Source organism: Pseudomonas neustonica, assembly GCF_003797945.1.
GTDB classification, from domain to species: domain Bacteria; phylum Pseudomonadota; class Gammaproteobacteria; order Pseudomonadales; family Pseudomonadaceae; genus Halopseudomonas; species Halopseudomonas neustonica.
Genome location: NZ_RKKU01000010.1, coordinates 113,721 through 126,007 on the forward strand (window position 1 = coordinate 113,721; position 12,287 = coordinate 126,007).

Genomic DNA, 12,287 nt, shown 5'->3' on the forward strand with positions numbered 1-12,287 from the left:
AAGCGCACTGTGTCAGCCCCCGACACATTTGAACCGAGCCGAGCATTGAGGAACTGGCTATGTCATTACCCACTACCGCTATCGAACCTATAAGCTTTCGCGAAGCGCTTGGGCACTATGCGTCCGGTATCACGGTGATCACATCAGAAGCGGATCACGAGCCGCTTGGTTTTACCTGCCAATCGTTCTATAGCGTTTCGATGAACCCGCCGTTGGTGTCATTCAGCGTCATGGCCAATTCGCGAAGCTACCCGCACATTCGTCAGGCAGGCCGATTTGCGGTGAACATACTGTCAGGTAAGCAAGCCGGGATTTCCAATCAGTTTGCCAAACAGGGCTCGGACAAGTGGCGCGGCGTCAAGTGGCAGTCATCACCGCTGGGCAACCCGATCATTGAGGGCAGCCTGCACTGGCTTGATTGCGAGGTTCACGCTGAATACACCGCCGGTGATCATCTGATCGTGATCGGCGAAGTCAAAGCCTGCAAACTGCAGCACACTGCGGCCGCGCAACCCTTGCTGTATTTCAAGGGACGATACTGCAGCCTTACTGAGCCTGCTGCTGTTTGAGCATCGAGAGGCGCAGCTCTATATCCTTTCAATCGGTCGAGCGATTTGCGATGAGGATGTCGGATTTGTGATTGAATAACGCTCACATGTGCCATGTTATAGTTCGCTTTCATTCATACACTCGGTCTCGCCATGCTCGAACTCCGCCATCTGCGCACCCTCATTACCCTGCGTGACGCCGAAAGCCTGGTCGAGGCTGCTGAGCGTTTGCACCTGACCCAGTCGGCCCTGTCACATCAGCTGAAGGACCTGGAAGAGAAGCTCCGTCTGAGCCTATTTGTGCGCAAAAGCAAGCCGGTACGCTTTACCAGCGCTGGCCTGCGTCTGCTGCGTCTCGCGGAAAGCGTACTGCCGCAGATGCGCCAGGCGGAACGTGATATCCAGCGCCTCGCCGGCGGACAAGCCGGACGCCTGCATATGGCGATTGAGTGCCATAGCTGCTTTCAGTGGTTAATGCCGACCATCGATCAATTCCGCAACGCCTGGCCTGACGTGGAGGTGGACTTTGCCTCCGGCTTTTTCTTCGCCCCGCTACCCGCATTGGCGCGCGGCGATCTGGACCTGGTGGTCACCTCAGACCCGCTGGACATCCCCGGCATCAGCTACGTACCGCTGTTCACCTACGAAGCATTACTGGCAGTCAGCAATCAGCATCCGCTGGCGGCGCAAAGTCATGTTCGCCCGGAGGATCTAGCCCGCGAAACCCTGATCAGCTATCCGGTCGATCGTGAACGGCTGGATATCTTCAAGCAGTTTCTCGACCCCGCCGGCATAGAGCCGGCGACGCTACGCACCGCCGAGATGACCGTGATGATGATGCAGTTGGTCGCGTCCGGCCGCGGCGTCTGCTGCCTGCCCAACTGGGCAATGGCCGAGTATCTGCACAAGGGGTACGTCAGTGCCCGTAAGCTAGGCCCGGATGGATTATTTGGTACGCTATACGCGGCAGTGCGGGAGGATATGCTGGAGATGTCTTACCTGCAGGATTTCTTGCTGACGGCGAAGGATACGTCCTTTGCGACGCTTGAGGGGGTGAGTGCCAAGCGGAGCGATTGAGCGCTTCGTGCGCGAACGTTCGTTGGGCGGGTAACGCCAGAGACTTACCACCAGGGTGGATGGCTTCGGCCATCCGCCCTACAGTTTTAGCGGTCTTCAAGCTTGGTGTGTAGCTCACTATCGCTTTCGCCTCTAGGCGAGTCAGGGGGAGATGCTTGCCCATCTCCCCCTAACAACCCCCTCGGGCACCCAGCTGTGCGGCCCTTCGGGTTCGCTGCGTTGCTCAAGCTGCCGGGGGCGCTTGCAAACTCGGCGCTGCGCACCTCAGACACCGCAAGCGCCTTTTTCCCGACAGCTCTGCGCTACTCACCCGCGCAGATGGGGCTTGAGTCCGTGTCGTTACTTGTCTCTGCGTTACCTGTCCAAGTAACTAAACCCGAAAAACACGCCGCTCTGCAGCCATCAATCCCCTCCCAAGCTGTCGAGTAACGCAGAGAAGCCGCAGGCCAGCTTGGTGGCCCAAGCTGGTCGCGTGGATTTTTTTTGGTTACTTTTGTTTGGCCAAGCAAACAAAAATAACTCGCCGGCAAAGGCGAAAGGCAACCGAGACGAAAGCTCAGAAAGTAGCTTTGAATACCCATTCTCGAAGTACTGAAGCTCACCTCTAAAAGGTCAAACCAAAAAAAACCGCCAAACTTGGCGGTTTTTTTATAGATAACGCGCAGTTAAATCAAACACTTAGCCGCACTTGCTATCACCACAACTCAAACAGGTCAAACAGCCATCCATCTGCACTGCAGCCTTGGTATGACACTTACCACACATCTGCGCACCCGCTGGGTAGGCAGAGGCGCTGTCATCACATTCCGCCTCATCCGAGCTTTGCGGTTTCAAGCTGTTGAACTCGGCGCGTTTCTGCTCAAGGTAGGCAAGCTGGTGCTCATCCATCTCGTCTTTGAGCATACCGATGCGCTTGAGATGCTGATCCAGTACGTCGCCAATCTCGGCGACCAGTGATGGCATCCAGCGACCACCGCGCTTCATGTAACCGCCCTTCGGGTCGAAGACGCTGCGTAGCTCTTCTACCAGGAAAGTGCAGTCACCCCCCTTACGGAATACGGCGGAAATAATCAGCGTGAGAGCTGAAATCCACTGGTAGTGCTCCATGTTCTTCGAGTTGATGAAGATCTCAAACGGACGGCGGGTCTCATGATCGCTGCCGTGATTGAGCACTACGTCGTTGATGGTGACGTAGATCGCATGTTCGGATGTAGGCGTCTTGATCTTGTAGGTGGAGCCTTCAAGAAACTCGGGACGCTTGAGCTTTTCGTGCATTTCTTCGATCGCTGGAGCGACGCTTTGAGCTTCAGGCGCCTTCGCCGGTTCGTCGGCTTTCACTACAGAGTAGTCGACAATCTTACTGTTGATCTTCAGTGCCATGTAACGCTTTCCTCGCTGCGCAAAGGCGCAGCTATCAATTCTTGGTGTTCGGTGCGTACGCGCAGCCTATCAAAACTTACCGTAGTAGCCTTCTTTCAAGGCATCGTACAGGTTAGCCGCCGAGTGCAACTCGCCATCGTACTCGATTTCATCGCCGCCCTTGGCTTCGATAAAGCTGCCATCTTCCAGCTTGAAGCGGTAGGTAGTGTTAGCCAGATCCTGCTCCTTGACGAGCACGCCCTGGAACGCCTCGGGGTTGAAGCGGAAGGTAGTGCAGCCCTTCAAGCCCTTGTGGAAGGCGTACAGATAAATGTCTTTGAAGTCTTCATAGGCGTAGTCAGTCGGCACGTTGGCGGTTTTTGAGATCGATGAGTCGATCCATTTCTGCGCCGCTGCCTGCACATCCACATGCTCGGTCGGACTAACATCGTCCGCAGCGATGAAATACTCGGGTAGGTTACGTGTACCCGCTTCCATACTTGGCAGCGCGTCCTGATTGATAAAGTGACGGTAAGCCAGCAACTCGAAGCTGAATACATCGACCTTCTCTTTCGATTTCTTCCCGGCGCGAATCACATTACGGAAGTAGTGGTGCGCAAAGCTGGGTTCAATACCGTTGGACGCATTATTGGCCAACGACAATGAAATAGTGCCCGTAGGTGCGATTGAGCTGTGATGCGTAAAACGACCACCTTTCTCAGCCAAGGCTGCGGCCAGCTTGGCATCTTCGGCACCGACCTGCTGCATGTAACGGCTGTATTTGGCCCACAGTACCTTACCCAGCACTACGTCACCCGCCTTGATACCGTCCTTGCGCATCTCTGGACGCTTGGCCAGCATGGCCTCGGTCACGGTGAACTCTTCGTCCATGATCGGCGCTGCGCCCTTCTCTTCAGCCAGCTCCAGCGCGGTGCGCCAGCCCTGCATGGCCATTTCCTTGGAGACCTCTTCGGTGAATACCAGCGACTTTTCTTCACCGTACTTCATGCACAGCATGGTCATGGCTGACCCTAAACCCAGGAAGCCCATGCCATGGCGGCGCTTGCGATAAATCTCGTTACGCTGCTCTTCCAGTGGCAGGCCATTGATCTCCACCACGTTATCCAGCATACGGGTGAAAATGGCGACCACGCGGCGATACTCATCCCAGTCAAAACGTGCTTTCTCAGTGAAAGGATCGCGCACGAACAGGGTCAGGTTGATAGAACCGAGCAGACAGGCACCGTAAGGCGGCAAAGGTTGCTCACCACAGGGGTTGGTTGCGCGAATCTCTTCACAGAACCAGTTGTTGTTCATCTGGTTCACGCGGTCGATAAGGATAAAACCCGGCTCAGCAAAGTCATAGGTGGACGCCATGATCATGTCCCAGATCCGCCGCGCCTTGATGACACGGAAGATACGGCAGGCCACCAGGCCATCGGCACGGGTGACGTAACGCTCGCTTTCCGGCCATTCGCGCCAGATAACCTGCTCAGGATCATCAACATTGATGCCATCGGCCAACACTTCTGCCGCATTCAGCGGGAAAGCCAGTTTCCAGTCGCTGTCGGTCTCGACCGCTTTCATGAACTCTTCGGTAATCAGCAGCGACAGGTTGAACTGACGCAGACGACCACCCTCGCGCTTGGCACGGATAAAGTCCATGACATCAGGGTGGCCCACATCAAAGGTCGCCATCTGGGCGCCACGACGGCCACCGGCAGAGGATACGGTGAAACACATCTTGTCGTAGATATCCATAAAGGACAGTGGCCCGGAGGTGTAAGCGCCAGCACCGGATACGTAGGCACCTTTAGGCCGCAGCGTAGAGAACTCATAACCAATACCACAGCCGGCTTTAAGCGTCAGACCCGCTTCGTGCAATTTGGACAGGATGTCGTCCATTGAATCGCCGATGGTGGCCGATACCGTGCAGTTAATGGTCGAGGTTGCGGGCTTGTGCTCGAGCGCGCCCGCATTGGATGTGATGCGGCCCGCCGGGATGGCGCCGTGACGCAGGGCCCAGAGAAACTTTTCATTCCACTCTTCGCGTAATTCGGGGGATTCCACATCAGATAAGGCACGGGCAACGCGCTGATAGGTATCGTCGACCACACCATCGATAGCAACGCCATCTTTAGTTTTGAGTCGGTACTTGGTATCCCAGATATCCTCTGAAGCGGGCTGCATCGGGATGCTGGTAACCACATTGCGCAGCTGCTGTACCTTGGCTGTCTGACTCATTAACTTCTCCTGAAACACTCGACCGAACACGCTAAAGGCATTGACTTTAAGGCTATTGACCTTTAAGCGCGACCTCACGAAAGAAACACTAGCTATTGTGCATTTGGGGAATGCTAGACCTACATATGGTAAACATCAACCGTAAAAACCGGCTGATTTCAGCATTTTTTGATTGACTTTAAAGCAGATTAAAGCAGTTACCAGAGACAACTAAGAGCGCGCCCAGCAATGACGCGGGGCGCTGGGTTAAACCGCTACTTAGCACCGTCTATCGGGAAAAATTCTCCGTTACTCCAGACGCCCAAACGCGCCTGACCATCCATGCTGTGTTCAACCGCACGCTCAGCCAATTCGTAGAACAAATTACGGCTGATCAGCGCTTCCAGATTATCGCGCAGCAGCACGTAGGGCGAGGGTTCCTGGGTTTGCTTGTCGACTTCAACGCGAATGGGGTGCTCGGAGTCTACCGTCACCTCATCTTCAAGGTTGGTGGTAAAGACAAGAGACTGGTTTTCGCCCTCACCCTCCACTTGCAGTCGAGTCGCCACAAAGGGCACATCATCTACTTTGATCGCCCAGCGCTCGACCGGCGTAACCAGGTAATAACGGCCGTCCTCATCAAAGCGAAGAATGCTGGCAAACAGCTGTGCCAGGGCCTTGCGCTCAATCGGGTCACCTTCGTGGTACCAGGTTCCATCGCGGGTGATGTGCATATCCATCTCACCGCTGAGCTCTGGATTCCAAAGGTGCACCGGTGAGGGCTCACGGCGCTGCAAGGCGCCGCGCTGGGGAATACTGTCGAGCAGGGATTGCGCCGGCAAAGGACGATTAGCCATATCAATCACTCCTTGAGAAAGTAAAACGGATAGACAGCGCAAAAGCGCTGCCAGTTCACCAGATCAGGTGAAACTCAATGCCGCCCCAAGAGCTGCAATGTGTAATCGCGCAGGGGCGGACGCAGCAAATCTTGCGGGCTGGCTTTATAGAACTGGACAAACCCGCCGCGGGTTTTGATGCTGGCAAAATCAACCAGATGACGAGTGCCCACTTCCATAAGGATCAAATGCAACACACCGCGGTCGACGCCCAGGTCCTCCCAACGCCCCGATTCTTCCCATTGCTCAGGACTGCCAATAGCGTCTTCAGCGGATGCAAAACGTGTGTAGAGCAAATAGTCATATTGATAGCTGCGCGCTTCCGCCAGGGCTTCTTCCAAACCAAGCGGCTGTTCGGCTCGGCGCACAATAGGAAATACTTCAACCGCGGCGGCAAACGCTTCTTCAGCGACCACGTTGGGTCTGGCGTAGGGATCACCAATCGGCAGGAAGTGCCCCTGGGCAATGTACAATTTGGAATCGGACTGCAACGTCCAGGTGCTGCTGCGCTTGATCTCATAGTGATCAATCACCCCCACATCACCCAGGTAATAACCTGCTTGCCGGGTCATCTCGGAAGGTTTCATGCAGCCTGTAAGCAATACCAGCATTAGAGCCAAGCCCAAACGCATCATGCACCTTCTCCTCAATACCATGACCAGATGGGTTATAACCCGCGCATCCACTCGGGACGAAGCTGCGCGCGCTCAGGACGGACTATCGCCTCTTCTATCTGCGCCAGCAGGCGCGCCTTGTCTTCACCGAGCACGCCTTTGAGCACCAGCGCGTTGGAGGCATGGTCGCTGCGAAAGACGCTATTGTCCAGCGTCAAGGCACTGACAAACTGCTGCAGCTCATTGAACAAGGCCGCTTGGTCCAGCTCCTCAAAATCCGGGTATTGTGCCTTGAAGCGCTCCAGACCCTGCGGAAAGTTCACTACCAGCGTAGACACAAACTCTGGCTGCGTCAGGTTCATCAGCTTCGCCGAGTTGGCAGCATGCTGAGCGCTCAACGCCTTGCCACCCAGCCCGTTGAGGATCATCACCGAGCGTTGCAGGCCCGCCTCACGCGCCTTGTTCAATGCATCGGCGGTAGAGGCAAAGGTTTCCCCCTTATTTACTCGCGCCAGCACCTCGTCATCGCCCGATTCGGCGCCAACATAGAGCATCTGCAAACCTGCTTCCCTGAGCTCAGATAGCTCTTCAACACTCTTGCGTTTGATATTGCGTGGCAAGCAGTAAGAGGTTACTCGTTCAACACTGGGGATGTTTTCGCGAATAGCTTCGAGGATGCGCAACAGTCGGCGAGTGGGCAGCACCATGGCATCGCCATCAGCAAGGAAGATGCGCTGCACTATATAGCTGTCGCCCACCCGGCGAATCTCATCCAGCACCTCGGCTTCATCACGGGCACGGAATTTCTTTTGTGGTGCGGTGTACATCTGGCCACTAGTACTACCTTCCCAGTACCAAAATATAGCTAAAATCTTAAAAAACAATAAGTTAGTTCTAGTAATGCTACCAAAAAACACTACTAATAAACTATTATGTGAGCTATTAGAGTTTGGAGATCTATCTCAACTGGTTCTAACTGAGAGCAATTTCTCTATTGCGGTTGCATAACCATTTCTGTAAATCAAAGCACCGCTAGCGTCCGAAACGCTACCACGATGGTCAATGTGCCAACCCATATTCTCTAAAAACTTGTTGTCTATGGCAAGCTTGAGTGCGTCCCATTCTGAATCTATCAGGTCAGGTCCTGCATTGGTAGGCGAGACCCCTCTCAGGTCTATTTCTAGTGGGACTTTAGAAAACTCAAGATTCTCGCGTTCCAATTTCTTAAGTCTTGAATATAAATCTTCGACTAGGAATCTCAAACGCGAATCTTTGATTTCAGATATCCAATCACCAGCAGAAGGTTGTGTTCGCGCTGACTTCGGCGCCGAGTCCTGCCAAGCCTGGATGAGAATTCTGTAATTTTGCCCTCCTGAATTAGCTAATGTTTGTTTAGAAGGCGCACCACGTCCAATACCAAGTCGTGCAATCGTCGAGATCCGAAAATCTGTCGAACCTGAATTCTTATGCTCCTGACATATCTTATGGATCACTTTTAGAGAGTTTTGACTGCGGATTGTTTTCATCTTTCTATATAAAGATTGATAAATATTTTCGATCTCATTACTCATCGTGAGTCCTATTCTATGCGTTCAATATAGCTATCAACAATAGCATTTGAAATTTCCCCTCGCAGCGGACGCAATATTTCTTCAGGCCCAAGATCAGACAAACCCATATCACCAGAAATGAGTTGTTCAGTAAGCGCCCAATCACCATTGAGCCTAGCTCTTAGAAGGGCCGAAATTTGGTTAGCGGCTTTTCGTTGCTGCTTGTCTGAAAGCTTAAATAAACCGGGCGTAATATCGTTAGACGCAGCAAACCTGTCTAACATTTGAGCTATTTTTGGGAGGGCCCTCGAAGAGCTGGCGCTTTCGTACATTTCGGCATTCTCACAAATTGTTGACAATAATCTAAAATCAGATCGTGACTCTTGTAGAGTTACTTCGAGCTCACTATGACCACTGATAATTAGCTGCTGTTTTGTATCAGCACTAGCATTACCTTCGTTAAGTAGAGCCAAACATTGACGAATTAAGCTGTATACACTCTGAAAATCACACAAGAGCATGTCTAATTTCTGGGCACGTTCCTCGAGAATCGCTGTAGTCTGATTCAAGCTTGACGACTGGTCAAAACGAACTCCCAAAGTTTCGTCATCAAATTTCTTATTTTCTAAGGACTGCCTGCGTTCTTCCAGATCATGATATTCAGTACGAACAATATTGACCTCTAGAAGAATCTCATTAGCCAATGCTTGTAAACCACCTAGCCAGGCAGGTCCGGTCACAAAAAAGCGACAGCGCGGGCAATTACGCTTGCCTAGGTAACCTGATTCAACAGGGCCAAAGATCCTTGTGGAGCCTTTTGAGGACATTAACGCTCCACCTGTATCACAGGCCCCACCTGACATCGGGCACAGGCCCCAGTCAGTAAATTGATAGCATGCTGAAGGCCAGCGGTTGGTTAACCCACCAAAAAAATTGTAATCAGCTGCAATCAAGTCTGGCTTTGCTGTTTCGATCTGTTTAGACAGGGTTAAATCTTTCAAGCGGTCAACGTTAGCCTGAAGGGCCACTTTCTCAGCGCTGGCTAGCTCTTGGGCCATTTTGGTTGAACCAACCTTAGAATAGTAGATTGTCATAACTAAGCTATGGTGACCTACCAGTTTCGAGATCACATGGACAGGTGCGCCGCCATCTACAATGTAGGCAGTAATCATGCTTGTGCGCAATGAATGAGGCGTGAATTGGCTTTTAAAATATAACCCATCTTGTTCAGCCAACTCCTCACCCGGCCGTTGAATGATACCTAATAATTCGGATAAAGGACGGGCAAATGCTGTTTCTACATTTATTGGTGATTTACCGGAAGGATCAGTATTTGAACATGGATCTCGAAATAAAAATGTTGAGAAACCTCGTGCCTTCAGTACATCTTCATTAATTCTCTGACGAACTACGATATCAAGCCAAGGAGTTGGAGCGGATAAAGTATTAAATTTTGTTTGCCACTCACGCAATTTTACCATCCAATACGCTAACTCTTGAGGAATATATGGTATGGAATACCCTTGACCTCCTCTCGCAGTTTTATTTGTCGTTACGTGCATACCGATGCCACCATCGCTCATCTGACGAATAAAACCTTTATTATGATTTTTAGACGCAAGGTTTGAAGTATTAGCTACCCATTCCAACTGAGTACCTATTAATATTGGGATATACTCATCCGCTTCACCGCTATCAAGCCAGCATATTTGTTGGCCTCTGAGCGGAACAGATATAAGCGTATAAAGCGATAGCAGTTTCACAGGAGACCACATTTGAAATACTTTCTGGCGATACCTTTTTCCATTTTTTTTACGATCCAATACTCTCTCTCTCCACACACAATCTGGATCATGTCTGTCAATTAAAGAGGGGCAAACTTCAAACCATGAATCCTCCAAAAACCGATGTCTATACGCCAAATCTTTCAGTGTTAAAGCCTCTGGAGGCACTAGGTGAGTACGTGCTCTGAGGATAATTGACATTGGTAAGACAGGCTTGACCGATTCGGAAGGCCTGAATGTAGGTAGTAACCCTGGCAGATGACTCATCAAAGTAGTCAAAGGATTACGATATTGAGGCAACCGTACCACTTGACCGCTATCATCCTCATCTGTGCAATACTTATCTAACAGCCACTCAAAAAAAATAACGCAAACACTGTGACGATTTCGTTTAGCAGATTCGCCAGTATCGTTAATGTAATATAGATAACTATCCGCAGGAAATGGGTTGCAGCGATCCAGGATTAAGCCAGGCCAGACTCCTAAATCGTTAGGCTCTATAACTTGTTTGTATAACTGACGCAGATTTGAGAGCTTGGATTGCTGATTAACACCCTCGTGTACGTAGCATTCTATCGCTGAGAACCAAGCAGGACTTGCTTCCATAACCTCTGATAAAAAACCTTTAAATGGTTCACTTTTCTCTTTAGCTGTACCTAGAAAGTGCCTCCAACCTAACCATTCCGAAGAGTAGTATTTATCAGGATCAGAAGGCAAAAATTGATCTTCTTTATATCGTTTTTTATATTGCGTTTGAGATTTGATCCCCAATGAAATCGTGCTTGCTGCCGCATCGCATAGATTTTTATGAAAAACAGGCACTTGTTTGCCTAAAAAATCGTACCAGTCTGTCCATTCAGAGCTGTAGAGCAATGGTGGGTATACAGGTAATTTCGAGTCCGTTTTGTAGCGTTTTTTATAATCTGCTATTGATTTTATACCTAACTTTTGCGTAGCAACGCTAGCATCATGGAAAGAAGCATATTTAATGGTTTCAGTGAGACCAAAAAATCCAGGCCAACCAATCCATTCATGCTTGTATCTTACATTTGGATTAGCAACGAGGCATGGATCCTCCCTGTACCTTTCTTTGTACTCTTTATATGATTGGATTTTTAATTGCTGTACGCCATGACTTGCTTCATTTAAATTCAAATAGGGTTTAACTGTTTCTGGTAATCCAAGGAACTCAGGAATCGACTTCCATTCAAAGAAATAGTATTTTGCAGGTGAAGGTCCCAGCATTGCATCTTCTTTGTAACGCAGCAGATATTCAGACCACGTTCTGATATCGAGCTTTTGAACCGCAAGGCTAGCATGCTCTAAGGTTTCGTAACGATGTGCGTGCTGCGCTACACAAAAGAAGTTTGCCCACCCCAGCCATTCTTGTGAATAAAACTGATCTGGACGTTCTGGAAGCAGCGGATTTGAAATGTAGCAGTCACAATAATCAGTGAAGTTAGTTATTTCCATTATGCGGCATGCATCTTTGGCTTCTTCCAATGTCCTATATCGGTTAGCCGAATGTCTTCCAAGAAAATCTTGCCAACATGACCATTGATCGAAATACACATCATTTGGATGAGCTGGTAATCTTGGATTTTCCTTGTAACGCGTTTTGTATTCTTGTTGCGAGTCGATGCCCATGATACGCACAGCATTGCTAGCTTCGGCGGCTGTGAGATACCATTTGCCTCGTTTCCCTAGAAATTTAGACCACCCTTTCCAATCAGATGCATAAAAGTTTTTTGGATTTGAAGGAAGCTGGGGGTTAGCTTTATATTCAATCTGATAAGCCTCACTTGAACGGACGCCCATTTTTTTAGTAGCAACAGCAGCAGCGAATATATTTTCATAAAATCTTTCATTATCGTTCCCAAAAAATTTTGCCCAACCTTCCCATTCTTGGTGATAAACATTACTAGGGGTGCTCGGTAGGTTTGCATCTTCAGAGTATCGTCGTGCATAGTCTACTGAGGAGCTTATCTTTAGTGTCTTTGACGCTTTGATACATTCTTCAAGAGTTGGATAGAACTTAGTTTCTTGAGGACCTAGAAAATTTTTCCATCCTCCCCATTCAGCACTGTAAATAATTTCCGGCTTACAAGGGGCGGTTGCAGGAGCTGAGTGCAACACGGTTATTGAATTGACGCAGGAGCATCATATTGCATAGCCAAGGCTTTCTGCATCACTTCGCTCATGACTTCGATAGGACATTTGAAATCGAAGCGCTTAC

8 protein-coding genes and 1 pseudogene are annotated in these 12,287 nt (G+C 50.2%); 2 read left to right on the forward strand and 7 right to left on the reverse strand.

The features are described from left to right. Positions 1–59: 59 nt before the first annotated feature. Both EF096_RS10220 and EF096_RS10225 read left to right on the forward strand, forming a co-directional pair. Positions 60–569, forward strand: coding sequence for a flavin reductase family protein (locus tag EF096_RS10220; protein ID WP_123889519.1), 510 nt, complete (start codon positions 60–62; stop codon positions 567–569). Between the two features lie 132 nt (positions 570–701). Then, on the forward strand, positions 702–1,625 hold the full coding sequence (locus EF096_RS10225; protein WP_123889520.1) for a LysR family transcriptional regulator: 924 nt from the start codon (positions 702–704) through the stop codon (positions 1,623–1,625). Positions 1,626–2,303: 678 nt separating this feature from the next. Here the strand turns inward: EF096_RS10225 and EF096_RS10230 are convergent. The 7 genes and pseudogenes from EF096_RS10230 to gmtZ all read right to left on the reverse strand — a co-directional run bounded on the left by EF096_RS10230 (position 2,304) and on the right by gmtZ (position 12,187). Then, positions 2,304–3,005 (reverse strand): TSCPD domain-containing protein, encoded by a 702-nt coding sequence (locus tag EF096_RS10230; protein WP_123889521.1) that lies wholly within the window; start codon positions 3,003–3,005, stop codon positions 2,304–2,306. Positions 3,006–3,074: 69 nt separating this feature from the next. Further along, positions 3,075–5,228 (reverse strand): adenosylcobalamin-dependent ribonucleoside-diphosphate reductase, encoded by a 2,154-nt coding sequence (locus tag EF096_RS10235; protein WP_123889522.1) that lies wholly within the window; start codon positions 5,226–5,228, stop codon positions 3,075–3,077. 254 nt (positions 5,229–5,482) lie between these two features. Continuing rightward, on the reverse strand, positions 5,483–6,064 hold the full coding sequence (locus EF096_RS10240; RefSeq protein ID WP_123889523.1) for a DUF1285 domain-containing protein: 582 nt from the start codon (positions 6,062–6,064) through the stop codon (positions 5,483–5,485). 74 nt (positions 6,065–6,138) lie between these two features. Then, positions 6,139–6,738, reverse strand: coding sequence for a DUF4823 domain-containing protein (locus tag EF096_RS10245; protein ID WP_372237884.1), 600 nt, complete (start codon positions 6,736–6,738; stop codon positions 6,139–6,141). A gap of 32 nt (positions 6,739–6,770) precedes the next feature. Then, a pseudogene (locus EF096_RS10250) lies at positions 6,771–7,568 on the reverse strand (radical SAM protein); the annotation flags it as partial. A 111-nt stretch (positions 7,569–7,679) separates the two neighbouring features. Continuing rightward, positions 7,680–8,288 (reverse strand): gamma-mobile-trio protein GmtX, encoded by a 609-nt coding sequence (gmtX, locus tag EF096_RS10255; RefSeq protein WP_123889525.1) that lies wholly within the window; start codon positions 8,286–8,288, stop codon positions 7,680–7,682. A gap of 8 nt (positions 8,289–8,296) precedes the next feature. After that, entirely contained in the window at positions 8,297–12,187 is a 3,891-nt protein-coding gene (gmtZ, locus tag EF096_RS10260) for a gamma-mobile-trio integrase GmtZ (RefSeq protein ID WP_123889526.1), read from the reverse strand. Positions 12,188–12,287: the final 100 nt, after the last annotated feature.

Excerpts from the sequence above, each read along its gene's own strand:
- EF096_RS10220 (WP_123889519.1), top strand. The coding sequence starts at position 60 with ATGTCATTACCCACTACCGCTATCGAACCTATAAGCTTTCGCGAAGCG.
- EF096_RS10225 (WP_123889520.1), top strand. The coding sequence starts at position 702 with ATGCTCGAACTCCGCCATCTGCGCACCCTCATTACCCTGCGTGACGCC.
- EF096_RS10230 (WP_123889521.1), bottom strand. The coding sequence starts at position 3,005 with ATGGCACTGAAGATCAACAGTAAGATTGTCGACTACTCTGTAGTGAAA.
- EF096_RS10235 (WP_123889522.1), bottom strand. The coding sequence starts at position 5,228 with ATGAGTCAGACAGCCAAGGTACAGCAGCTGCGCAATGTGGTTACCAGC.
- EF096_RS10240 (WP_123889523.1), bottom strand. The coding sequence starts at position 6,064 with ATGGCTAATCGTCCTTTGCCGGCGCAATCCCTGCTCGACAGTATTCCC.
- EF096_RS10245 (WP_372237884.1), bottom strand. The coding sequence starts at position 6,738 with ATGATGCGTTTGGGCTTGGCTCTAATGCTGGTATTGCTTACAGGCTGC.
- gmtX (WP_123889525.1), bottom strand. The coding sequence starts at position 8,288 with ATGAGTAATGAGATCGAAAATATTTATCAATCTTTATATAGAAAGATG.